Source organism: Paracoccus benzoatiresistens (assembly GCF_026913015.1).
Taxonomy (GTDB): Bacteria; Pseudomonadota; Alphaproteobacteria; order Rhodobacterales; family Rhodobacteraceae; genus Paracoccus; species Paracoccus benzoatiresistens.
This window is the reverse complement of the sequence record NZ_JAPTYD010000052.1, coordinates 1-22,363: the sequence shown is the minus strand read 5'-3', so window position 1 is coordinate 22,363 and position 22,363 is coordinate 1. Positions and strand designations below refer to the sequence as shown.

Genomic DNA, 22,363 nt, shown 5'->3' with positions numbered 1-22,363 from the left:
TTCCGCTGGGTTACGTCACCAAGCGGGATCAGAAGGAACAGCCCCGCCGCGTAGCCAAGCTGGGTCAGGACCGGAACATAGGCCGACGCCTGTCCGCTGAAATCACCGTCCATCAGCGCAAGCAGAGGCTGGTTGTAATAGATGTTGGCCACCGCCGTGCCTGCTGCGATCGCCATGGGGAGATTGTGCTTCATGTCCATGCTCCGTTGCCTTGGATGCGAGGAAGCTGGCACCTGAACGAGCCTTCCGGTAGTGACCGGCAGTGGTAGGCCGCCATAACGGAGATCGTTGGAATGGAGTTGCGCAATCTGCGGCTCTTCGTGGAAATCGCGCAGGCAGGAAGCCTTGCAGCGGCTGGACGCCGGCTTCAGCTCTCTGCGATGGCGGTTTCTCGTGGGTTGTCCACGCTGGAGCAGCAGGTCGGTGCCAGGCTGGTGCATCGCAGCACCCGCTCCTTGTCGCTGACCGCAGAAGGCGAAGCCTTGCTTCCCCATGCCCGAGCCATTCTGGAGGAAGAGGCGCAGGCGCGTGCCGCAATCCATCCTGCGACACGCGGCATAGCGGGGATGCTGCGTGTCACCTGCTCGGCTTCGTTTGCCCGCAAGGTGCTGATGCCGCTGAACCCGGGACTGCTGGGCGAGCATCCCGAGCTGCAGATCGACCTGCTTGCGACCGACACCATTGCCGATCTGACAGGGCAGGGGATTGATCTGGCCATCCGGCATGCGACGCTGCCCGACAGCGGCCTGATCGCCCGCCGCATCGCACAAGGTCATCGGCAACTGTGCGCCGCGCCCTCCTATCTGGAGGAGCACGGCATGCCACTGCGCATGGCCGATCTGGCCAAGCATCGCTGCTTGCGCATGTCTGGCGTGACGCACTGGGCCTTCGGCCAGGGCAAGCGGTGCCCGGTCGGCGGCCGCTTCACGGCAAGTTCCATCGAGGCGCTGCATGACGCCTGCCTTACCGGTATGGGCATCGCCGCACTGGCGGATTGGAACGTCGAGGCCGATCTGGCGACGGGCCGACTGGTCGCCATCACGGTGCAGGATGCCGACCCCGAGCCGCTCGACGTCTGGGCCCTTTATCCCGACCGACGCGGGATCACGCCAAAGGTCCGGCTGATGATCGATGCGTTGGCGGAGCAGTTCGCGGCCTCGGGAATGCGCCAAGGCGGCCTTTATCCGAACACGGGCAACACACAATAACACATCCTAGCGTCAGAAAATGTGGGTGCAATGCAGCCAGTGCTCCATAACACCCGGTATGACCGGTGGAGCATCGTTCGGCCTCTTCTCCCAGTCTGGAAACTCTCCACCAAGTTTGGAACGATCTGACCCTCGGCCCCCGGTTTGGCTCACCATCGACGCCAGGTGAGAGTCGTTTACCGCCTGCGGGGCATCGCCATCACAGGTTTGGCCTCTGTTTTCAACAGGCCGCATGGCAGACACCATTGGCAAGCTTGCATCTTCGTGCCACGGTGAGCCTCACGTGCTCCTTCGACAGCATTGTGCTGACAGTGCTCGCAGGATATGTCTGGCGGAACAGGGTTTCCCATCAACGAAGAATACCTCCAGAAAGTCCGGGAACGGGCTCATGCCTTATGGGAGCAGGCCGGTCGTCCGCATGGCCAAGGCGCCGAGCACTGGTCCCAAGCGGAGCGCGAGATCGCCGCGGAAGAAGACGCACAGTCATCCGCGTCTGTTGGCAAGGCCACTGGCCGTCGGGGACGTAAAGCGAACCCGGGCGGGGATCGGGCGGCAGCCAGCGTCCCGGCAGCCAAGCGGGCAGGGGCCGCTGGGCCAGCAGATGATGTCTCGACGGAGGCCCGAAAGCAACCCGGGAGCGCAAGGCGAAGGCCGTGGCTGAAGTGGGCACGGGAACGGTGAAAGACGCACGGAACCGACGGTCGAAGCCGGTATCCGAAGAGGGCACAGGTGTTCCTGTGGGAACCAGAACCCGGAAGACGCGGGCTGCTGCTGCGGGAAAAGGCGATGCCCCGGCAACGACCCGGGGTGATACGCGGAAGGTCGGCGCGGAAGGCTCGATACGGCTGAATGACACGGTAATGAACGGTTCACTTCGGACGCTTGATGCCGCTCCGGTCAGCGTCCGCTTTTCGCTTTCCGCGCCGCTCGGGCAGGACGCGGGCCAGTTTTTGCTGACTAACCCTCGGCAGAGTAAACACAATGGTAGATCGCCTTGTAGCAGAGCCTGTGCGGGGCGCCCGCCTCATTCCTGAGCCGGCCCGCATTCTGTTCGGATGACCCGATTGCTAGATTCTACTCAGTCGGCACGATTGATGGCATTCGCGTGCAGATAGAGCGGATTTGATCTGTCCAGATGTGCCTGCATTGCTGCCACTGCACCATCCGCGTCACGCGCGGCGATCAGGTCCACGATGTCGTCATGTTCGTGCAGCGTGATCTTTTCCCTCCCGGACCAGTGCAGAAGGACGCCGTGATACTGGAACAGCCACCGCAACATGGATTGGCTGGTCGCAACCAGGATCGGGTTGGCCGAGATCTGGGCGATGCGGCTGTGAAAGGTCATGTCGGCTGTGACGAAGGCCTCGGGATCGCCGATGCGGGCGCGCTGTTCGCCCACCAGTTCGCGCAGGTCGCGCACGTCCTGGGCAGTGGCGTTCTCGGCTGCGACCCGCACCAGCCCACATTCAAACATGCGCCGGGCTTGCTTCAAATGCTCCAGTTGTTCAGGTTCGGACGACAGCAGCATCCGTGCCACGTCGTCCACACGTTCCAGCACGCTGCCTGCGGACAACTCGTTTACGCGGCTGCGTTCGCCATGGCTGATGGTGATCAGGCCCATTGTCTGCATGTGTTGAAGCGCCTCGCGCACGGCGGGGCGGCCGACGCCGAAACGCTCCATCAGGTCGCGTTCGGACGGCATCGGCGCGCCGGGGGGCAGCTCTCTGCTGGCAATCATCTCGCGCAGCCGGTCGAAGACTTGGTCTGACAGCTTGCGGCGGGTGATCCGGTCGGGGCTGGCATGGAGGTCGTGTTTCATGGCGTGGCCCTTGGCTGCGGTCTTTGATCAGGACTTAGGCGAAGGCGGGCGGCTTTGCCAGTCGAAGGGATCGGGATCATCAGAAGTCAGGTTGGCGGTCAGGACTGCATCGTCAAAAGCCAGTTCCCCCCGGCTATCGGCCACGGTCGCGCGGCGCACCGGCTGGCCCGCCCGCGCCGCCAGTGCCTGCACCACGGCTGCCACGGGGCGCAGGCTGCCATCGTCGCAGATGAGCCCGCGCGGACCGTAAAGCGCGGCGGGCGTCCAGACCGTGACGCCTGCGGGCGCGATGCTTGCAGCCAGCCCTAGCGTCCAGGCCGCCGCGAAGGCGCCGTCCTGGCGGGGGTCGTCGTCGGCCATGCAGACCCGGTCACGGTCAGGGTTCGGGATCGTGCGGCTGCCATAGGGGTTCTGGCGCATGGCGATGGTGGACGGCCCAAGGCGATAGTCCCGGTCGCCGATGATCGCGCGGGCGGATGCGAGGATGTGCGGCACGGCCTCCAGCGTCTCCATCACCGACAGGTCGTCGGCGGCATGGACGATGGGGCAGAGCCCGTGGGTGACGAAATCCCACGCGTCACTGGGCGGACGCTTGCGGTTCAGTTCGGGAAAGAAGCTGGCCATGCCGCCGCCCAGGGTCACGCCGGGAAAGGCGCGGCGGGCGGTGGCGTGGACCTGGTCCAGCGGCGGGCAGGGGGGCCAGTCCGATCCAGGTGGGGTGGATTGCCGATCCACCGCCGGGCAGGTCATGATGGAGGCAGGGCGCAAGCCCGACGCCGCCAGATCGGCGGCATGGCCGGCGAATTCCGCATCGAGGTCGCTGTCAGGAGGGCAGGCGGCGATCAGTTCCAGATCATAGTCGAAGTCTGGCAGGGCGGCTTGCAGCGCCGCGAAGGCTTGCAGTTCTGCCAGCCCGTGGCCTGCGGCGATGTCCAGGTGACACAGCACCCGCTGTGCGCCGATGCGGCGCAGGTCGTCGGTATTGGCGGCGGCGCGGCGGGCATCGGCAGCGGTCAGGATCAAGGCGGTTTCGGGAAAGTGCGCGTCCGAGACATCGGCCCGGATCAGCGGCACGGGTTTGCCTGCCGGGGCGGGCGTCCACGAAATGCTCACCGCCTGCCGCAGTTCCTCGCCATCCGCGATGGCATAGGGCCAGGGCAGAGCCAGCGGGCGGTTGTAGGTCTTGAAAGACGCATCGCCCCATTGGCGCTGGTCCTCCATCTCGAACACGTCGCCTTCCAGCCGGCATTCGATGCGCAACCCGCCCGCCTGATGGGTCAGGGAGGCGATGTCCTTGAAGGGCTGCCAGGGTTCGATCTGCGCCGGGAATTGCGCGTCCTCGATGCCGCCCGGATGGCCGACGCGGACCGGGGCGCCTGCCAAGCCCTCGATGGGGTGGAGGACGGTGAAGCCCGCGCGGTTGGTTTCCACGATGCCATGGGCCACCGCGAACACTTCGGCGGTCAGGCTGTCGGGCGTCAGGGTCAGCGTGACCTGCGCATCCAGGTGCCCCTCGCCCATGTCATAGCGGGCGGAATAGGCGACATGCCCGCCCTCAATCGCCAGTTCGGTGATGACGGGATCCACGGTCCCCCAGTCCGGGTCGCGGACCAGGAAAGACACGGCGCGGATCGCCTCGACCCCGCCGATCCGCAGGTGGCGCAACTGCCCGGCGTCCAGCGTCACCTGCGCGTCGCCCGCCCGCAGCACCTGCGACGGACGCGGCGGCTTGTCGGTGCCGTAGAGCCGGATCAGGTCCATTCCGCCGCCCGCATGTCGATGCGCGTCCGGTCGGCGGCAGACTGATAGGCCGCCTCGACCAAGGCCAGCGTTTTCAGGTTGTCATGCCCCGAGGTTTCGGGCTGCATTCCGCTGCGCAGGCAGTCCACGAAGTGCTGCTGGATAAGCTGCACGCTTTTCTGGATGTTGTGCCAGGGCCGCTCCGCCCAAGGCAGGACCGCCGGGGCCACATCGCGAACTTCCTCGGCACCTGTCTGGATCACCAGCCGGTATCCTGCGTCCAGCCGCAGCGTGCCCTTGTCGCCGTCGATTTCCAGCAGCGTTTCCGGGAAGGTTTCGGGCTGGCGTTTCGTCGCATAGGAGCAATCGACCACGCTGGTCACGCCGTTTTCATGCTCCAGCAGCATGGTCGCCACGTCCTCGCCCCGGATCTTCGAGTTGATCCGCCGCGTGGTGGCCGACAGCGTCGTCACGTCGCCGAACAGCGCGCGCGCCACGTCGAGGATATGGATCCCCAGATCCTGGATGATGAAGCGCGGATCGGTGGCAAGGTAGGGCTGGCCCGAGAACACGTCGTATCCCGAGCGGAAGCTGACGCGCCCGAAGAAGGGCGTGCCGATTGCGCCGTCGCGCACCGCCTGAATGGCCGCGCGGACGGCCGATTGCCAGCGGAAGTTGTCGTGCACCATCAGGATCTTTCCCGCCGCGTCGACGGCGGCGATCATGGCGCGGGCATCCTCCATCGTCTCGGCAAAGGGCTTCTGGCAGATGACGTGGACGCCCGCCTGTGCGGCTAGCTCCACCAGCGGCCGGTGCGAGGCGACTGTGGTGGCGATGTCCACGAAGTCCAGGTCCTCGGCTGCCAGCATCTCGGCGGCGTCGGCATAGGGGCGGGCGCCGAAGCGGGTCGCGGTCTCATTGCGCCGGGCGGGATCACGGTCGCAGACGGCTACGATCTCGACCCCTTCGATCCCGGCCCAGCCATGCATCTGGTTCTGCGCGAAGAACCCGCAGCCGATCAACGCACCCTTCATCCTACTTCCCCGCTTCGGCCTGCAAGGCGACCCGCGCCTGTAACTTCTGTTGCGCCTGATCGACCACCACGGCGGCGATGATGACAAGCCCCTTGATGACCGTCTGCCAGAAGGACGACACGCCCATCATCACCAGCCCGTCCGACAGGACGCCGATCACGAAGGCGCCGACGATGGTGCCGCCGATCCGCCCGCGCCCGCCCGACATCGACGTGCCGCCAAGGACGGCTGCCGCAATCGCGTTCAGCTCGAAGGCTTGGCCGGTCGCGGGATGCGAGGCGACCAGCTGGGACGAGACGATCAGCCCCACCAGCGCGGCGCAAAGCCCGCTGAACATGTAGACGAAGAACTTGATCCGGTTCACCTTGACGCCCGACAGCGCCGCGCCGCGTTCGTTGCCGCCGACCGCGTAGATGTAGCGGCCAAGCGGCGTGCGCCGGGCGATATAGGCCGCGATCAGCGCCACCACGATCAGCATCCAGATCGAGATCGGCAGGCCCAGCACGTTCCCCGCCCCGATCAGGCGGAAGGTGTCGGATCCGTATTCGGGGTTGCCATTCAGGTTCGGGAAGGTTCGTCCGTCCGAAAACAGCATCGCCGCGCCCCGGCAGACATAAAGCGTGCCAAGCGTAGCGATAAAGGGCGCGACGTTCAGCTTGGTGATCAGAAAGGCGTTGACCGCCCCGATCAGCACGCCGACCCCCATCACGATCAGACAGATCTCGACTGTGTTGAACTGGATCGACCAGCCAAGCCCCAGGTCGATGCCGTAAAGGACCAGCCAGCCCGCGACCATGCCGCAAAGGCCGACTATGGAGCCCACCGACAGGTCGATCCCGCCCGAGATGATGACAAAGGTCATGCCGATCGCCAGAAAGGCGTTCAGCGCGACATGCTTCGACATGATCACCATGTTCGCCGTGGACAGGAAATTCGGCGCGGCAAAGGCGAAGAAGGCGAAGACCAGGATCAGGGCGATGAAAGTCCGGGCCTTCAGCAGCACCAGCAGCAGGTTCGCGGACCCGGTCTGCAGTGCGGTATCGGTGGCTGCATGGGTCATGCGGCGGGTTCCTTGAGGGGAGTGAGGGCGTGGCCCTTGGCGGATGCGGCGATGACAAGAGTTTCCGTGGCGTCCTTGCGGTCGAAATCGCCGGTGACGCGGCCGTTCGACATGACGATGATGCGGTCCGACAGCGCCATCAGTTCCTCCATGTCCGAGGTGACGAAGACGATGCCCAGCCCCTCGGCGGCCAGCTTGCGCATGGTGCGGAAGACCTCGGCCTTGGCGCCGATGTCGATGCCGCGCGAGGGTTCGTCCATCAGCAGCACCTTGGGTTTCGTCATCAGCGCCTTGCCGATCACGACCTTCTGCTGGTTCCCCCCCGAGAGGCTGGACACCGGGTTTTCCATCGAGGCGATCTTGACGGTCAGGCGACGCACGAAATCGCGCACGGTGCCGCGTTCCGCGCCCAGGTCCATGTGAAAGCCGGTGGTGAACGCGCCCAGACTGGACAGCGTCATGTTCTCGCGGATCGACAGGATTTGCACGAGGCCGTCGTTCTTGCGATCCTCGGGGATCAGGGCGATGCCGCTGCGGATGCGGCCCGCAACAGTCCTGGTCCGAAGCTGCTTGCCGTCCACGAAGATGCGCCCGCCCGCATGGGGGTGGCGGCCGATCACGCATTCCAGGAACTCGCTGCGGCCCGCGCCCATCAACCCATATACCCCCAGGATCTCGCCCGCGCGCAGGGTCATGCTGACATGATCGACAGCCAAGCCGCCGCCGGGGCGGGGCAGGGTCACGTCCTCGGCCCGGAAGACCTCGGAGCCGTAGGGGTGGTCGATCTCCTTGGCGAAGTCCCTGGACGCCTCGCCGATCATGGCGCGGACGATCCAGTCCACGTCCACGCCCTCCATCGACCGCGCGCCGGTGATCGCGCCGTCGCGCAGGACGGTGATGTAGTCGCCGATGCGGATCAGCTCCTCCAGCCGGTGCGAGATATAGACGATGCCCACGCCCTGTTTTTTCAGGTCTGCGATGACGCGGAACAGGATCTCGACTTCGGCGGCGGAGAGCGCACTGGTCGGTTCGTCCAGGATCAGGATGCGCGCGTCCTGCGCGAGGCTTTTCGCGATTTCCACGATCTGCTGCTGGCCCACGCGCAGGTCGCCCACCATCGTGTCGGGGTCGATGTCGTGTTCCAGCCGCCGCATCAGGGCGCGCGTGGCCTCGCGTTGCGCGGCCATGTCGATGTCGATGCGGCCACGCGTGATCTCGCGGTTGATGAAGATGTTTTCCGCGACCGTCATGTTCGGGAAGAGGTTGAGTTCCTGGAACACGATGCCGATGCCGTGGCGGCGGGCGTCGTCGGTGCCGTTCAACTGGACCGGCCGCCCGTCCATCATGACCTGCCCCTCGGTCAATTGCTCGACCCCGGCGATGACCTTCATCATCGTGGACTTGCCCGCGCCGTTTTCGCCCACCAGCACGTTGACCGCGCCCATGCGCAGGTCGAAATCGACCCCCCTCAGTGCGCGGGTGCCGGGATAGACCTTGGTGCCGCCCCGGATCTGCAATCCGATGTCATGGGTCATGGCGTTGCCTCCTGCAGCAGGGTCGGCACCACCAGCACGGGATCGGTGGCACTGCGCAGGGTGGTCGCGCCCTCGAAGCGGAAGGTCTTGCCGGTCAGGTCGCCCTCGGGCAGTTGCACCGCCTGGTGCGCCCGGTCGTTCAGCGCGCGGGCCAGTTTCGCGAATTCGATCTGGTCGCGATAATCGGTGAAGACGATGAAATCCGCCGCGTCGCGCAGGGCGGTCCCCTTGATGACGGGGCCAAGCTGGATCGTCACATCGGCCTGTTTGTCGCCGGTCACGTCCACCGCCATGGTGGCCCCGCGCGATTTCCGGTTCGCCTCGACCACGGTGCCCTGGCCCTTGACCAGGAAGTTCCATGGGCTGCCCTCGGCCTGGGGACGAATGCCATGGGCCTGTCCCGCAGCATCAAGGCCGCCTTGCAGGGCGGTCGTCAGCGTGGGCAGGTCGATGGCCTTCTGACTGACATTGGGGACCAGTTGGGCGGTGTAGATCTCGCCCGCCTTTGCGGCCATGCGGTCCTCGTCGGACTGGGGAGCGCTCGCGTTTTCGCCGCCGGGTTCGGGGTTGGGGACGATCTTGCAGGCGCCAAGCGCCGTCAGGCCCAGCGACAGGCCAAGGATCGCGGTCATTGCGCGCATCAGCGGGACTCCGGGGGTAGAAGAAAGCGGCCCGGCTTGGGTGCCGGGCCGATGGGATCACTCCGCGAGGGCGAAGGTTTCCAGCTTGTCGGCGTTCTCGGCGTTGATCAGGATGCAGTCCATAAGCTGCTTTTCATCCACGCCGGTGGAGCCGTTCTTCAGATAGGCGTCCGCCTGTTCGACGGCCAGTTGCGCCTGGCGATAGGCCGGTTGCAGCACGGTGGCCTTGATGCCGCCCGCCTTGATGGAATCGCGCACGTCGTTCGAGCCGTCGAAGCCCACCACGATCACGTCGGTGCGGCCTGCCGCCTCCAGCGCGGCCCAGGCACCCATCGCCATGGTGTCGTTGCCGGAAATCACGCCCTTGATGTCGGGGTTGGCCTGAAGGATCGTCTCCATCACCGTATAGGCTTCGGTCTGCGACCAGTTGGCGGTCTGCTGGGCGACCATCTCCATGTCGGGATACTGGTCGATGATGTCGTGATAACCCGAGGACCGGATGCCCGCGTTGGTGTCCGCCTCGCGGCCCAGAAGCTCGGCATATTTGCCGGCCTCGCCCATCAACTTGACGAACTCCTCGGCCCCAAGCTGCGCGCCCTGGTAGTTGTTGGACACGATCTGGCTGACGGCGATGCCGGATTCCTTGATCTCGCGGTCGATCAGGAAGGACGGGATGCCCGCGTCCTTGGCGGCCTGCACGGCGGCCACGGTGGCGTCGGCGCCCGCGTTGTCGAGGATGATCGCCTTCACGCCCTGACCGATGGCGGTGTTGAACAGTTCAAGCTGCTTGTTCGGGTCGTCGTCATGGACCATGACCACGGTGTCGTAGCCCAGTTCCTTGGCGCGCGCCTCGGCGCCGACGGCCTCGGCCTTGAAGAAGGGGTTGTCGTGGCTGGGGGTAATGATCGCGATGGTGCCCTCGGCCGCAGCGAAGGACGGCATGGCAACGGTCATGGCAAGGCCAAGGGCCGAGATCATCAGCCGGCGGGTCAGTTTCATGTTTTCCTCCCTTTGGGGTCAGCCGGTTTTGCGCCGGTTCCTCTCTGACCGTTTCAAGCTGCGGGGGAATCGTTATACTGTCAACAGGTATGACAAGATAACGATTGCAGGTTCGTCAGGTGATGCGTTCGATGCTGGCGGCGACCTCGTCCCATTCCAGCACCTTCTTCCAGTCGTCGCGCATCAGCATGGGGATGCCGAACTCGATTGCCTTGTTGCACGCGTCCGAGAACTGGCCTTGCCGTTCCTCGAAGATCACCGCGCCCAGGATGTTCATGTGCCCCAGCAGGAAGTCGCGGGCGCATTCCTTGCTGACGCCGCTGCGGGCCACGACCTCGTCCATGGCCTCGCGCATCACCATCAGCAGCGAGGCGCAGACGGTTTCCGACAGGCCCGGTTCCAGCATGGCCATCTGCTTCACCGTCACCTCATAGCTGCGGGCGACGGGGGCATAGATGGCGCGGGCGATCCGGTCGCCCAGTTCGTAATGCTCGCGCGGGCCTTGCATCAGGGCGTTGACCACGGCCTGCTTGGCTGCGACACCGCCGAAGTGATCGGCGCGGCCTTCCGGCGTGTTCTCGTCGTTGAAGATCGGCGGGTGGCAGGGGTGGGTCACGAAATAGGTGATATCGGCGCGTTCCGGCAGGTGGCCCGCAAAGGGGGCTGCGGCGTCCAGGATCACGATCATCGTGCCGGGCGCGACCTGCGGCACGACGGATGCGGCAACCTTGCGGATGACGGTGTCGGGGACGGCCAGGATCACCACCTCGGCGCCTTCTAGCGCGGTGGCGGCATCGACAGTGTCGAGGCCCAGTTCGGTCTTCAGCCGTTCGCGGCCCGCGTCGCTGACCTCGACATGGGCCACGTCGAAATCAGTCTTGGCCAGGTTCGTCGACAGGCGCACGCCCATCTTGCCACCCGCCCCGAACAGGGCAACCTTCGTCATCTCGCTCTCCTCCTCGCAAGGAATGGATCCTTGCCAAACTGGTATGATGAGATAATAACAATGGAAAGCTGTCAAGGGAGGATGGCGATGTCCGACGCGCCTTGGGTGACATGGCTGGGTGACGATTTCACAGGATCGGCCGCGGTGATGGAGGTGCTGCAGTTCGCGGGCCTGCCCTCGGTCCTGTTCACCGACATTCCCTCGCCCGATCTGGCGGCGCGCTTTGCTGGGTGCCGGGGCATCGGCATCGCCACGACCGCGCGCAGTCACGATCCGGCCTGGATGGCGCGGAACCTGCCGCCGCTGCTGGGCTGGCTGGATGGCCTGGGCGCGCCGATCCTGCATTACAAGATCTGCTCGACCTTCGACTCGGCGCCCGAAAGCGGCTCCATCGGCGCGGCCATCGAGATCGGCTTGCGCACCCGTCCCGCCCGCGCCGTACCGCTGCTGACGGCCGCGCCGCAGATGCGGCGGTACCAGGCCTTCGGGCATCTGTTCGCCGGCACGCTGGACGGAGTGTTCCGGCTGGACCGCCACCCGGTCATGTCGCGCCACCCCGTCACGCCCATGTCCGAGTCCGACCTGCTGCGGCATCTGGCGGCGCAGACGGATCTGCCCTCGGCGCTGATCGACCTTGAGGGCCTGGCCGATCCGCAGGCGGCGCTGCGGTCCGCCCTGGCGACGGGCGCACGCATTCTGTCCATCGACAGCATGGAGGCGGCCAGCGAAGCTGCGGCCGGGCGGCTGATCTGGGAAAACCGCGCCGAATTGGGCTTCGTGGCAGGCAGCCAGGGGGTGGAATACGCCCTGGTGCGGCACTGGCAGGACAGCGGCGCGAGCCCGCGCGTCGATGCGCCGGGCGCGGCGGCGCGGGCCGGCCGGATCGCGGCGGTGTCGGGATCGGTCTCACCCACCACGGCGCGGCAACTGGACTGGGCCGGGCGGAACGGATTCGCGCTGCTGCCCTTCGACGCGCGCGCCGTGACCGGCAGCGAGGCCGACATGGCGGCCGAGGAACGGCGGCTGACCGGGGCCGCCATTGCCGCGGCAGCGGCGGGCCAAAGCCCGCTGGTCCATTCGGCTTCGGGCGAGGGGCCGCAGGTCGAGGCCTATCGCGTGGCCTTGGCCCGCAGCGGCATGGACCCGGCCACCGCCAACCGCCGCATCGGCGTATCGCTTGGCCGCATCCTGGACGCGACCCTGCGCGCCACGGGGATCCGGCGGGCGGTAATCTCGGGCGGGGATACCTCGGGGCACGGAATGCGGCAGCTTGGGCTGTCGGCCCTGGTCGCAAAAGCGCCGACAATTTCCGGTGCGGCGCTGTGCCAAGCCTTCGGCAGCGGCCTGCATGATGGCTTGGAAATCGCGCTGAAAGGCGGGCAGATGGGATCCGAGGATTACTTCGGCTGGCTCCGCGACGGCGGCGGGCCAAGGGGAAAAGCAGCATGACCGACCATATCCGGGTCACCTACCGCATCGAGACGCCGGGCAGCATCGAGGCCTTGGCGCAGAAGATCGCCGCCGACCAGTCCACCGGTACCTTCACCGAACTGCCAGGAGAAACCGAGGCGCTGAAAGCCCGCTATGCCGCCCGCGTCGAGCGGATCGAGCCGCTGCCCCATGCGGAAGCGCCCGGTTTCCCGACCGACGCCCCCGGCCCCTTCCACCGCGCCGACGTGACCATCGCCTGGCCGCTGGACGCCATCGGCACCGATATCGCGGCGCTGATGGCCATCACCGTGGGCGGTGTTTACGCCATTCGCGGCCTGACCGGCGTGAGGGTGATGGACTTCGACCTGCCGCCCGCCTTCGCCTGCCATCCCGGCCCGCAATTCGGCATCGCAGGGTCGCGCCGCCTGATGGGGGTGGCCGAAGGCCCGATGATCGCCTCGATCATCAAGCCCTCGCTCGGCCTCTCGCCCGAGGAGACGGCGCAGGTCGTCCAGACCCTGTGCGAGGCGGGCGTCGATTTCATCAAGGACGACGAAAAGCTGATGTCGCCCGAATACTCACCCTTGGCCGCGCGGGTCGATGCGATCATGCCGGTGATCGAACGCCATGCCGACCGGACCGGCAAGCGAGTGATGTATGCCTTCGGCATCTCCTCGGCCGATCCCGACCGAATGATGCGCGACCATGACTATGTCGCGACCCGAGGCGGAAATGCGGCAGTGGTCAATATCAACTCCATCGGGCATGGCGGCATGGCATTCCTGCGCAAGCGTTCGGCGTTGTGCCTGCATGCGCACCGGAACGGATGGGACATCCTGACCCGCCACCCGGCCTTGGGGATGGAATTCTGCGCCTACCAGAAAATTTGGCGCCTGCTGGGCGTAGATCAGTTCCAGATCAATGGAATGCAGGCAAAATACTGGGAGCCGGATGACAGCTTCGTAAAATCTTTCCACGATGTGATGATGCCCATATTTTCCGATGCCGACTGCCCGCTTCCGGTGGTTTGCTCGGGACAATGGGGCGGTCAGGCGGTCGACACCTATCAACGCACTGGCCGAACGCTGGACCTGATGTATCTGGGGGGAGGCGGTATTCACGGTCATCCCAACGGCGCAGCGGCAGGAGTGCGGGCGATCCGACGGGCCTGGCAGGCGGCGGCCGATGGCGAAAGCCTTGAACAAGCCGCCGCAAATCACCCGGATCTTGCGGCATCGCTGGCGAAGTGGGGAAAATGACCTGCCAGGATAGGAACCGTAAATCTTTCGAAATTAGAAAGCGCAATGCCGATGTCGTGGATCGACATTGAGAGCGGCGGCTCCCGTCTGCCCGGTGGCGACGAGAGCCTCGAACGGGCGGTCTTGTCAGGATCGGTGAGAAGCTGAATGGGATCGAATGATCGGCCGCTAGTCAACTGAGCTGCTCGGTGCTCAGCTAATATTTTATAACAGCCGTCGCGTCGATTTCGACAGTCCAACGGCACGGAACAAGCGCTTAGCGCGACACCTTGCGTAGTCCCTCCTGCGCCTTCGGAAGCGGTTCCAGGGAGAGGCTCGCCAGACCCCCTGCTGCGCCGCGACCCCCGTGCTGATCGCGGCGCGCGATCGCAGGCCAAGTTCGACCTTCTGGTCGATGATGGCCTATCCGTCGCGGCGGACAGCCTCGCCTCAATCCAGGATCTCGGCAGGATCCATCCGGTTGCAGGGCGTTCGCCGCGTCAGATCCAAAGCCTCGATTGATCCGCGGCTCTTGTCGGGGCAGGGCGGACAGCAGAACCGCGTGGGGCCGATGGCGAAAGGACTCCTGACCGCGGCGCAAGATCCGGCGGGGCTGCGACATGGCCGGGGTCCAATCATCGCGGCATCTTCCGGAACGCTTTTGCCCCAACGCTGTTTACGGACTGTCGAAGGAGTTGCCCGATGATCCGAGAGGTTCTCGTCATGGCCATTGCTCTCGTCGCGGCGTGGCATTCAAGCGCCCTGGTCTTTGTTCGCGTCGACGAGAACCAGTTCCGGCAGCCGGTGTCCGCCCTGCAGGCGCGCCGATCCCTTGCCTCGTCCGGCCCTACCCTCCCGATACAGCCGACATTGCCAGCAGTCCGCGCCGAGACGTGGGGCACGACCTTCGGGCCGGCTGTCCCTGCACCCGTGCTTTCGGACCTGGCGCTTGACAGCGCCGCAGCTCCTGTGTGGCGTCCCGACAAGGTCGCAACGGCCCGCCCGCTTCCGCGTCCCGCCACAGCCGATCAGATCCTGAGGGGCGCCCGCATTCCCTTGCCGCCGGCATCGTTGCGCAACGCGAGCGACCTGTCCTGCATTGCCGTGGCCATCTACCACGAGGCGCGCGATCAGGATGACTTCGGCCAGCGCGCTGTCGCCTCGGTGATCCTCCAGCGCATGGCTCTGCCCGGCCGTTGGGGCGGCACGGCCTGCGACATTGTTGCCCCAAGGCAGTTCAGCTTCCTGACCTCCCGCCATGATTACCCGCCGATCGAAGACATGGCGGCCTGGGCGAAGGCGGTGCGGTTTGCCGCCCGCGCCCTCATTGAGGGGCCCATGCCGGAACTCGAGGGGGCGGATCACTATCACACCACGGCCGTCACCCCCGACTGGGCGACAAGCATGGTGCGGGTTCGGCTGATCGACGATCATGTCTTCTATGCCGATCCTCGTTCATCCGCACTTTAGCGTCACCGGCGGCGAACAACCCTGACGCTTCCGGTGTTGCGACGCGTTCTGACAAGAATCCTGCGCAGATTGCCAACCATCTGCCGTCCCGCGCCTTATCCTCTTTGCATGACCGGGGCGGACCACCAGCATCCGGTGCCAGCAACGGAGGGGATAACATGAAGAAGATCGCAGCGACACTTCTTGCAACCTTTGCATTCCTGCCGCAGGTGCATGCGGCGGAGCCCGACCAGTGCCGAACCCCCAGCTTTTCCGACGTGGGCTGGACTGACATCACCGCCACCACCTCTGCCGCGGCAATGGTGCTGGAGGCCCTGGGCTACCAGCCCGAAGTCCAGATCCTGTCGGTCGCCGTCACCTTCGAGTCCCTGAAGCAGGGCGATACCGACATTTTCCTGGGCAACTGGATGCCCTTGCAAGAGCCGATCCAGAAGCCTTTGGTTGAGGCCGGCGATATCGAGGTGGTCCGTGCAAACCTTGAAGGGGCGCTGATTGGGTTCGCGGTGCCGGCCAGCACCTACGAGGCCGGGCTGAAGACCTATGGCGACATCGCCAGGTTCAAGGACCAGCTTGGCGGCAAGATCTATGGCATCGAATCCGGCAGCAGCGCGAACACGACCATCCTGCAGATGATCGAGGACAACGGCTTTGGTCTGGGCGACTTCGACCTGGTCGAGTCGAGCGAGCAGGGGATGCTGGCCCAGGTCGAACGCGCCATCGGGGCACAGGGCGACATCCTGTTCTTCGGCTGGCGTCCCCATCCGATGAACGTGCGCTATGACATCGAATACCTGACCGACGGCAATGATATGTTCGGACCCAGGGATGGTGCCGCGACCGTGCTGACGAACACGCGCAAGGGCTTGTCTGCGGAATGCCCGAACCTGGGCAGGTTCCTGTCGAACCTGTCCTTCACCGTCGAGGCAGAGGACGTGATGATGTCCTATATCCTGGACAAGGGGATGGACGGGCGCAAGGCGGCGGGCCGGTGGCTGAAGGAAAACCCGGCCGTGCTGGAGGCCTGGCTCCAGGACGTGACCACGGCCGACGGCCAGCCCGGGCTGGAAGCCGCCAGGACCAGCCTAGGTCTGTGATCCCCGTCGGGCAGCCGAAGGGGCCTGCCCGAACTGCCGCCGGAAGGCCCGCGACAGTGAGGCGATGGACGAAAATCCTGTTCGCACCGCGATATCGGCCATGGGCAGGCGGGTATCGGTGACCAGTCGCCGGGCCGCCTGCAACCGTAGCGACAGGTAATAGGCCGCCGGCGAACACTGCGCCTGCCCGCGAAACAGAACCTCGACCGTGCGGACGGAGCAGCGGAGGCGTTTCGCGATCTCGGGGATCGTCAGCGGCACGTCAATATGCTGCTCCATGATCCGGATCGACCGGGCCAGCCGCAGGTCGATCCGGCTGTCGCGCCCCAGCGACACCAGAGGCTGGGCATCAGAGGGCAGCCGCACCTCGTCATAGACATAAAGGCTTGCAACATTCAGGGCCGCGCCAAAGCCTTGGCGGGCGCGGATCAGCGCCAGCATGAAGTCCAGTGCCGGAGCCGCGCCGCCCGTTGTGAAGACCGCGCCGTCCACCACCCAGCGGTCGGGGATCACACGAATTTGCGGGAAGCAGGCGGCGAAATCCTCCAAGTCCTCCCAGTGGGTCGTGGCCTTGTGCTGATCCAGAAGACCAGCCATCGCCAGGACCCAACTGCCTGCCTCGACGCCGCCGACCATCCGGGCCCCGCGCGCCGCCTGCCGGACGGCAGCCAGCACCGGCGGCGGGGTATGTCGGGTGACGTTGAAGGCGGCAACGACGATCAGAAGATCACAGCGAACATGCGGAACGAGGCGGCCGTCCACCTGCAGCGTCATGCCGCAACTGGTGGTGACCGGCAGCCCGTCCATCGAGACGACCTTCCAGCCATAAGGGGAATGGCCCGAAATGCGGTTCGCTGCCCGCATCGGATCAAGCGTGGCGGCCATGCTCATCAGCGAGGATTCGGGCAGGACCAGGATCGTCACGGCCAGCGGCTTGCTAGACGGCTGAAAGATTGTGGCGACCTGGTCCATCACGCCCCTCCTGGTTGGTTCCGGCTGTCAAGTCCGCCGGGCAGTCTGTCCTACGAAACGCCCGGCACCGTCGGCGTCGCGGCCGGCATGGGACGAGACCCAGGCCGAAAGGCGTTCCGAGACCGCCGGATCGGGTTCGCTGCTGCGGCGCGTGGACAGGTCGGTGTGGATCAGCATCGTCTCGACCGTCGCGGCCAGAGTGTCGTCGCCCCGCCACAGGCGGTGGAACAGGTGCAGCCGCTTGCCTTGCCCCGACAGAACCTGCGTTGTCACGGTCAGGCGGTCGCCTGCATGGACCTCGTCCAGGTAGCGGACATGGTTTTCGACCGTGAAATAGCTGCGCCCACCAGCGACATAGGCGGCATCCGCGCCGATCATCTGCATGAAGCGATCGGTGGCCAACGACGCGGCCTCCAGGTAAGGCGCCTCGTTCATGTGGCCGTTGTAGTCGGTCCAGCTGACAGGAACCTGGCGCGTTGCGGTGATAGGCAGGCCGTTCCGTTCGCCAGGACGGGGAAAGCTCTCCTCATGCGCGCGCACAACGCTGCCCGCACCGCTGCCGGTCCGCCGCAGGGCCCGGATCATGCCGACCACGTTGTCGTCGCGCAGCCGTTCCAGGTCGCGGATCGACAGGTGCTCGGACTGCGCGTCCGACTGCGATGCTATCAGTTCGACCAGGTCGTTGTTGAACTCCGGGACGTCCATGAGCTTTGTCCAGGGCCAGGACAGGGCGGGGCCGAATTGCGCCATGAAATGCGCCATGCCGGCCTCGCCCCCGGCGATGCGATAGGTTTCGAACAGGCCCATTTGCGCCCAGCGGATACCGAAACCCATGCGGATCGCTTCGTCGATCTCCTCGGTGGTGGCGATTCCGTCCTTGACCAGCCACAGCGCCTCACGCCAGACGGCCTCCAGCAAACGGTCCGCGATGTGGGCATCGATTTCCTTGCGGACGGTCAGGGGATACATGCCGATGCCGCGCAGGATACCGGCCGCGCGGGTGCAGGTCGCCGGATCGCCCACCAACTCCACCAGCGGCAGCAGATAGACCGGGTTGAAGGGATGAGCGACGATAGCCCGCGTGCCCGGCATGTTCAGTTCCGACGGCTTGAAGCCCGAGGTTGAGGATCCGATCACCGCCTCGGGTCCGGCCGCCTTCTGGATTGCCGGCAGGATGCCGTGCTTCAGGGCCAGCGTTTCGGGCACGCTTTCCTGAACCCAGTCGGAGCCCGCCACGGCCTCGGTCAGGTCCGCGTGAAACGTCAGTCGGCCTTCGGGCGGCAATGCCCGGTCATAGAGCGCGGGCAGGGCGCGACGGGCATTGTCGAGAACCTCTCCGATCTTGCGTTCGGCCTGCGGATCGGGGTCGAAGACGGCCACATCCCAGCCGTTGAGCAGAAAGCGCGCAGTCCAGCCGCCGCCGATGACCCCGCCGCCGATCATCGCTGCCTTGCTCATGCCGCCACTCCCTTCGGCGCGCGCTTCACAAGTCCCAACCTGTCCCGCACCGCCTGCGGTCCGATGACATTCGCGCCCATGTTCTCGATGAGGGTGGCGGCGCGTTCGACCAGTTGGGCGTTCGTGGCAAGCTGCCCCTTGCCTAGCCACAGGTTGTCCTCCAGCCCGACGCGGACATTGCCTCCGGCCAGGACGGCGGCGGCGACATAGGGCATCTGGTCGCGGCCCAGGCTGAACGCCGACCAGCACCAGTCGTCGGGCACCGCGCTCACCATCGCCATGAAGGTGTTGAGGTCGTTCGGCGCCCCCCAGGGAACCCCCATGCACAGCTGCACAAGCGCGGGGCTGGCCAGCTTGTCTTCGCGCACCAGTTCCTTGGCGAACCACAGGTGGCCGGTATCGAAGGCCTCGATTTCCGGTTTGACCCCCAGTGTCGTCATCATGCCGCCCATCGCCCGCAGCATGCCGGGCGTGTTGGTCATCACGTAATCGGCCTCGGCAAAGTTCATCGTGCCGCAGTCGAGCGTGCAGATTTCCGGCAGGCATTCGGCGACATGGGCCATGCGTTCCGTGGCGCCCACCATGTCGGTGCCTGCCGCGCTGACGGGAAAGGGTGCTTCCGGAGTGCCGAAGACGATATCGCCGCCCATCCCCGCGGTCAGGTTCAGGACGACGTCCACATCGGCTTCGCGGATGCGGTCCGTGACCTCGCGGTACAGATCAAGCCTGCGCGACGGGGCGCCGGTCTCTGGATCGCGCACATGGCAGTGAACAATCGCAGCCCCCGCCTTCGCGGCCGCGATGGCGCTTTCGGCGATCTGCTTCGGGCTGCGCGGCACATGCGGAGACCGCTCCTGTGTCGCCCCCGACCCGGTGACCGCGCAGGTGATGAAGACGTTCTTGTTCATGGCGAGCGGCATGGGAACCTCCTTTTTGCCCGGTCGGGCTCAGGCTAGGCCTTCATTTCTCCAGTAAATGGTCCTATTGCTTCACTCGACATTCCAAACGCGTCAAACTTTGCCATGCGTGTCGCCTTCCTTCTGTTCGAGGGGTTCTCGAACATGGTCCTGTCCTGCCTGCTCGAACCGCTGCGGGCGGTTCGCGACCAGGGACAGGCGGATCTGCATTGGCAGGTGCTGACGGCGGACGGAAACTCCGTCCGATCCTCCAGCGGACTTCTTGTGGCGCCGGACGGCGGGGCGCGCGGGGCTTTCGACCTGCTGATCGTGGTTTCCGGCTATGGCTTCCGCGACCATGCCCGTGGCAACGGTCTGCGTCACGTGCTGGCGCTTTCCCGCCGCAGCCTGATTGTCGTGGGCGCCGATACAGGGGCATGGCTTCTTGCCGCGGCGGGCCTGCTTTCAGGACAGCGCGCCACGATTCACTGGTCGCTGGTGCCCGAATTTGCCGAAGCCTTTCCCAACGTGCAGGTGGGTGCCCTGCCCTCCGTCATGGAAGGCCGTGTCTGGTCCTGCGGCGACGCATCCGCGGCCTTGGAGCTGATCCTGGACCTGATCGAAAAGCGCTTCGGCAAGGGCAGCGCATTCTTGGCGTCGTCCATGTTCCTCCACGAGGCGGATCATTCCAGCGGCGGTTCAAGGGCAGGGACACTATGGCCCGCGCGCAAGGCTCCGGCCCGGCTGCATCAGGTGATCGACCTGATGGTCGAGAAAATCGAAATGCCCATCCCGATCGCGCAGATAGCCGCGCAGTCCGGTTTCTCGCTCAGCAGCATGGAGCGGCAGTTCCGCGCCGAGACGGGAATGTCTCCCGGTCGTTACTTCCAGATGCTGCGCCTCACCCGGGCGCGGGATCTTGTCCTCGGCACGGACCTCGACTTCCGATCCATCGCGCTGCGCTGCGGTTACGCGAATGCCTCCGCCCTGGGAAAGGCATACAAGAGCGCCTTTGCGTGCCCGATCCGACAACTGAGACGCCGACACCAGACCTGATGATTGGCGGTCCGGTCCAGGGGATCTGCATGGAACGAACCGGGTTCGAACGGAGGTGGCAGCGGGATGAAACCCGGCAGTTGCAAGGTTTGCACGAAACCCTGCGTTTTCCGTCAATCTGCTGCCCGATTCCATCCTCATCAACGGTGCGGATCGGGATCTCTTTGACCGGTACATTCGATCCGGCATGGTGCTTGTGGCTGCTTTACACGGACCACGTTGACCATCAGCCCGAAGCGCAGCACCTCATGCCGACCGGGACAGGAGATGGGGCAAGCCGAATGCCCCATCCGGAGCCTAGATCTCGTCCTGCCGCGCGGCCAGTCCCTTTGCCAGGATTGCCCCGGTGGGCCGGCCTGTCGGGGATCCCCCGAGAGGTTCCAGGGTGATCTCGTAGAGCTGGCCCTCGGTCGGTGTCGGCAGGCGCGGCGGATCGAGGTCGGCCCCCCCGGCGCCGGTTAGGACGCCCAGCGACACCGGCCCCAGGTCTACCGAGGGCAGCGTCCAGACCTGCATCTGCCGGTCGTCTGGCACATCGACGCCCGCGACAAAGCGGATCCGCGCATCCGAGGCGCCATAATCCTCCACGATCGCCGTGGGATTGCCGGCCTCGTCCAGCAGGACCGCGATCACGACGGGGTCCGGCTCGAACCAGGAACCGCCCAGGACCACGCCCGCCAGGAGGCCGATCGCTGCCGCCATGCCCGCCGGCACCCAGCGTCCTGGTGGCCGCGCGTCGTTCGCGCTGACGGGCGCGGCCTTTTCGCTGGTCTCGACCTGCCCGAGCCTTGGGGCGATGCCCTCCCACAAGCGTGTCGCGCCGGGCAGTTCGGCAGCCGTCATGTCCAGGGGCAACAAGCGGTCGCGTGCCCGCGCGACCGCTGCGGCCCAGGCATCGTCATCGGCCAGGCTTGCCTCCAGTTCAGCCTCGGTCCGCTCGTCCAGAAGGCCAAGGACAAAGGCATCGGCGCGGGCGTCCAGATCATCACGGTTCATGACAGGCACCTCCGCAACAGATCGAGGCCGCGCCGGATCCAGGACTTGCAGGTGCCCAGCGGCACCGACTGGATCGCGGCGATCTCGCCATGGCTGAACCCGCCGACATAGGCCAGCAGGATCGCGCGCCGCGCGGGCGGTTCCAGCCCGGCCAGGCAGTCCTTCAGCGCCACCCGGTCGCCAAGCGCATCCAGGCCGGTGCCCGCCGCTTCCCGCCGGGCGTCCTGCATCGCGGTCAGGGCCTCGGGCGGCAGGCTGTCAAGGCGGCGGCCGTCGCGCAGGATGTTCAGACAGCGGTTGCGCAGAATGGCGAAGATCCAGCCGCGCGCCGATCCGTCGCCAGCCCGGAACTGATGCGCCTTGCGCCAGATCTGCACCATGCTGTCCTGCACGGCCTCCTCGGCGAGATCACGGCGTTGCAGCATCCGCTGGGCGATGCCCAGCATCCGGCCACCCTCGACCTCGAGGATCAGGCGCAATGCCTGCTGCTCGCCCCGCGCGCAGCGTGTCAGCGCATCGGCCAGATCCACAGGCTCCTCCGTCGCCGTGGCGGCGGATGTCTTCATGCCCCTTGCCTCCCCTTGTCGCCGCGCATGGTGGCATTGCGGGCAGCGGGGGTCCAGCCGTCGTGTTGCAGATGCCATGCCGCAATGACACCGGCAGTCCCCCCCGGCAGATGCGCCCGGCTTTTTTTTTGGGGATGTCCGCATATCGTGTTGGTCTCTCAGGACGCCTGAATGACGTCAGCCGGTTGAAGTCCCGCCAGTCGC

20 protein-coding genes and 1 pseudogene are annotated in these 22,363 nt (G+C 65.8%); 7 read left to right on the top strand and 14 right to left on the bottom strand.

Annotation, left to right across the window (positions count from 1 at the left end):
* Positions 1-194 (bottom strand): annotated as a pseudogene (locus tag OU682_RS19725) (MFS transporter); the annotation flags it as partial.
* A 99-nt stretch (positions 195-293) separates the two neighbouring features.
* Here OU682_RS19725 and OU682_RS19720 point away from each other — a divergent pair.
* Entirely contained in the window at positions 294-1,208 is a 915-nt protein-coding gene (locus tag OU682_RS19720; protein ID WP_268943924.1) for a LysR family transcriptional regulator, read from the top strand.
* Between the two features lie 324 nt (positions 1,209-1,532).
* Positions 1,533-1,889: a DUF2934 domain-containing protein gene (locus OU682_RS24335; protein WP_371832281.1), complete on the top strand. Its 357-nt coding sequence runs from the start codon at positions 1,533-1,535 to the stop codon at positions 1,887-1,889.
* Between the two features lie 397 nt (positions 1,890-2,286).
* Here OU682_RS24335 and OU682_RS19715 read toward each other — a convergent pair whose 3' ends face one another.
* The 8 genes from OU682_RS19715 to OU682_RS19680 form a co-directional block, all read right to left on the bottom strand.
* On the bottom strand, positions 2,287-3,027 hold the full coding sequence (locus OU682_RS19715; RefSeq protein ID WP_268943923.1) for a transcriptional regulator NanR: 741 nt from the start codon (positions 3,025-3,027) through the stop codon (positions 2,287-2,289).
* A 27-nt stretch (positions 3,028-3,054) separates the two neighbouring features.
* Positions 3,055-4,788, bottom strand: a complete 1,734-nt coding sequence (locus tag OU682_RS19710) for a D-apionate lactonase family protein (RefSeq protein WP_268943922.1) — start codon at positions 4,786-4,788, stop codon at positions 3,055-3,057.
* The gene (locus tag OU682_RS19705; protein ID WP_268943921.1) at positions 4,779-5,801 is read right to left on the bottom strand and encodes a Gfo/Idh/MocA family protein; all 1,023 of its coding nucleotides are present in this window, start codon (positions 5,799-5,801) and stop codon (positions 4,779-4,781) included. The genes OU682_RS19710 and OU682_RS19705 overlap by 10 nt, the downstream gene beginning before the upstream one ends.
* A 1-nt stretch (position 5,802) precedes the next feature.
* Positions 5,803-6,861, bottom strand: coding sequence for an ABC transporter permease (locus OU682_RS19700; protein ID WP_268943920.1), 1,059 nt, complete (start codon positions 6,859-6,861; stop codon positions 5,803-5,805).
* Positions 6,858-8,396 carry a sugar ABC transporter ATP-binding protein gene (locus OU682_RS19695; RefSeq protein WP_268943919.1) on the bottom strand — a complete coding sequence of 513 codons (1,539 nt, stop codon included), beginning with the start codon at positions 8,394-8,396 and terminating at the stop codon, positions 6,858-6,860. The genes OU682_RS19700 and OU682_RS19695 overlap by 4 nt, the downstream gene beginning before the upstream one ends.
* Positions 8,393-9,037, bottom strand: coding sequence for a DUF2291 family protein (locus OU682_RS19690; RefSeq protein ID WP_268943918.1), 645 nt, complete (start codon positions 9,035-9,037; stop codon positions 8,393-8,395). The genes OU682_RS19695 and OU682_RS19690 overlap by 4 nt, the downstream gene beginning before the upstream one ends.
* A 57-nt stretch (positions 9,038-9,094) precedes the next feature.
* The gene (locus tag OU682_RS19685; protein ID WP_268943917.1) at positions 9,095-10,036 is read right to left on the bottom strand and encodes a D-ribose ABC transporter substrate-binding protein; all 942 of its coding nucleotides are present in this window, start codon (positions 10,034-10,036) and stop codon (positions 9,095-9,097) included.
* A 115-nt stretch (positions 10,037-10,151) separates the two neighbouring features.
* Positions 10,152-10,982, bottom strand: coding sequence for a phosphogluconate dehydrogenase C-terminal domain-containing protein (locus tag OU682_RS19680; protein WP_268943916.1), 831 nt, complete (start codon positions 10,980-10,982; stop codon positions 10,152-10,154).
* Positions 10,983-11,069: 87 nt separating this feature from the next.
* On the opposite strand from OU682_RS19680, the gene OU682_RS19675 reads away from it, so the two are divergent.
* From OU682_RS19675 to choX, 4 genes are all read left to right on the top strand, one after another.
* Positions 11,070-12,431 (top strand): four-carbon acid sugar kinase family protein, encoded by a 1,362-nt coding sequence (locus tag OU682_RS19675; protein WP_268943915.1) that lies wholly within the window; start codon positions 11,070-11,072, stop codon positions 12,429-12,431.
* The gene (oiaX, locus tag OU682_RS19670) at positions 12,428-13,672 is read left to right on the top strand and encodes a 3-oxo-isoapionate-4-phosphate decarboxylase OiaX (protein WP_268943914.1); all 1,245 of its coding nucleotides are present in this window, start codon (positions 12,428-12,430) and stop codon (positions 13,670-13,672) included. The genes OU682_RS19675 and oiaX overlap by 4 nt, the downstream gene beginning before the upstream one ends.
* 681 nt (positions 13,673-14,353) lie before the next feature.
* Entirely contained in the window at positions 14,354-15,121 is a 768-nt protein-coding gene (locus tag OU682_RS19665) for a cell wall hydrolase (RefSeq protein ID WP_268943913.1), read from the top strand.
* A gap of 158 nt (positions 15,122-15,279) precedes the next feature.
* Positions 15,280-16,215, top strand: a complete 936-nt coding sequence (gene choX, locus OU682_RS19660) for a choline ABC transporter substrate-binding protein (RefSeq protein ID WP_268943912.1) — start codon at positions 15,280-15,282, stop codon at positions 16,213-16,215.
* On the opposite strand, the gene OU682_RS19655 is transcribed toward choX, so the two are convergent.
* The 3 genes from OU682_RS19655 to bcoG are packed head-to-tail and all read right to left on the bottom strand — an operon-like array spanning position 16,204 to position 19,565.
* Positions 16,204-17,187, bottom strand: a complete 984-nt coding sequence (locus tag OU682_RS19655; protein ID WP_268943911.1) for a GlxA family transcriptional regulator — start codon at positions 17,185-17,187, stop codon at positions 16,204-16,206. The two genes, choX and OU682_RS19655, sit on opposite strands and share 12 nt — an antisense overlap.
* Positions 17,188-17,214: 27 nt before the next feature.
* Positions 17,215-18,645 (bottom strand): carnitine 3-dehydrogenase, encoded by a 1,431-nt coding sequence (locus tag OU682_RS19650; protein WP_268943910.1) that lies wholly within the window; start codon positions 18,643-18,645, stop codon positions 17,215-17,217.
* Entirely contained in the window at positions 18,642-19,565 is a 924-nt protein-coding gene (gene bcoG, locus OU682_RS19645; protein ID WP_268943909.1) for a 3-dehydrocarnitine:acetyl-CoA trimethylamine transferase BcoG, read from the bottom strand. The genes OU682_RS19650 and bcoG overlap by 4 nt, the downstream gene beginning before the upstream one ends.
* A gap of 102 nt (positions 19,566-19,667) precedes the next feature.
* Here bcoG and OU682_RS19640 point away from each other — a divergent pair, with 102 nt between their 5' ends.
* Entirely contained in the window at positions 19,668-20,597 is a 930-nt protein-coding gene (locus OU682_RS19640) for a GlxA family transcriptional regulator (protein ID WP_268943908.1), read from the top strand.
* Positions 20,598-20,894: 297 nt separating this feature from the next.
* Here OU682_RS19640 and OU682_RS19635 read toward each other — a convergent pair whose 3' ends face one another.
* A complete protein-coding gene (locus OU682_RS19635; RefSeq protein WP_268943907.1) occupies positions 20,895-21,593 on the bottom strand; it encodes an anti-sigma factor in 699 nt (232 codons plus the stop codon).
* The gene (locus tag OU682_RS19630) at positions 21,590-22,159 is read right to left on the bottom strand and encodes a sigma-70 family RNA polymerase sigma factor (protein ID WP_268943906.1); all 570 of its coding nucleotides are present in this window, start codon (positions 22,157-22,159) and stop codon (positions 21,590-21,592) included. Before OU682_RS19630 ends, OU682_RS19635 begins: the two co-directional genes overlap by 4 nt.
* Between the last annotated feature and the right edge of the window lie 204 nt (positions 22,160-22,363).

What these genes read in the sequence shown, in the direction of transcription:
- OU682_RS19635 (WP_268943907.1), bottom strand. Translation starts at nt 21,593, where the DNA reads ATGAACCGTGATGATCTGGACGCCCGCGCCGATGCCTTTGTCCTTGGC.
- OU682_RS19675 (WP_268943915.1), top strand. Translation starts at nt 11,070, where the DNA reads ATGTCCGACGCGCCTTGGGTGACATGGCTGGGTGACGATTTCACAGGA.
- OU682_RS19680 (WP_268943916.1), bottom strand. Translation starts at nt 10,982, where the DNA reads ATGACGAAGGTTGCCCTGTTCGGGGCGGGTGGCAAGATGGGCGTGCGC.
- OU682_RS19630 (WP_268943906.1), bottom strand. Translation starts at nt 22,159, where the DNA reads ATGAAGACATCCGCCGCCACGGCGACGGAGGAGCCTGTGGATCTGGCC.
- OU682_RS19705 (WP_268943921.1), bottom strand. Translation starts at nt 5,801, where the DNA reads ATGAAGGGTGCGTTGATCGGCTGCGGGTTCTTCGCGCAGAACCAGATG.
- OU682_RS19650 (WP_268943910.1), bottom strand. Translation starts at nt 18,645, where the DNA reads ATGAGCAAGGCAGCGATGATCGGCGGCGGGGTCATCGGCGGCGGCTGG.
- oiaX (WP_268943914.1), top strand. Translation starts at nt 12,428, where the DNA reads ATGACCGACCATATCCGGGTCACCTACCGCATCGAGACGCCGGGCAGC.
- OU682_RS19715 (WP_268943923.1), bottom strand. Translation starts at nt 3,027, where the DNA reads ATGAAACACGACCTCCATGCCAGCCCCGACCGGATCACCCGCCGCAAG.
- OU682_RS24335 (WP_371832281.1), top strand. Translation starts at nt 1,533, where the DNA reads ATGTCTGGCGGAACAGGGTTTCCCATCAACGAAGAATACCTCCAGAAA.
- OU682_RS19695 (WP_268943919.1), bottom strand. Translation starts at nt 8,396, where the DNA reads ATGACCCATGACATCGGATTGCAGATCCGGGGCGGCACCAAGGTCTAT.
- OU682_RS19640 (WP_268943908.1), top strand. Translation starts at nt 19,668, where the DNA reads ATGCGTGTCGCCTTCCTTCTGTTCGAGGGGTTCTCGAACATGGTCCTG.
- OU682_RS19700 (WP_268943920.1), bottom strand. Translation starts at nt 6,861, where the DNA reads ATGACCCATGCAGCCACCGATACCGCACTGCAGACCGGGTCCGCGAAC.
- OU682_RS19720 (WP_268943924.1), top strand. Translation starts at nt 294, where the DNA reads ATGGAGTTGCGCAATCTGCGGCTCTTCGTGGAAATCGCGCAGGCAGGA.
- bcoG (WP_268943909.1), bottom strand. Translation starts at nt 19,565, where the DNA reads ATGCCGCTCGCCATGAACAAGAACGTCTTCATCACCTGCGCGGTCACC.
- choX (WP_268943912.1), top strand. Translation starts at nt 15,280, where the DNA reads ATGAAGAAGATCGCAGCGACACTTCTTGCAACCTTTGCATTCCTGCCG.
- OU682_RS19665 (WP_268943913.1), top strand. Translation starts at nt 14,354, where the DNA reads ATGATCCGAGAGGTTCTCGTCATGGCCATTGCTCTCGTCGCGGCGTGG.
- OU682_RS19690 (WP_268943918.1), bottom strand. Translation starts at nt 9,037, where the DNA reads ATGCGCGCAATGACCGCGATCCTTGGCCTGTCGCTGGGCCTGACGGCG.
- OU682_RS19710 (WP_268943922.1), bottom strand. Translation starts at nt 4,788, where the DNA reads ATGGACCTGATCCGGCTCTACGGCACCGACAAGCCGCCGCGTCCGTCG.
- OU682_RS19685 (WP_268943917.1), bottom strand. Translation starts at nt 10,036, where the DNA reads ATGAAACTGACCCGCCGGCTGATGATCTCGGCCCTTGGCCTTGCCATG.
- OU682_RS19655 (WP_268943911.1), bottom strand. Translation starts at nt 17,187, where the DNA reads ATGGACCAGGTCGCCACAATCTTTCAGCCGTCTAGCAAGCCGCTGGCC.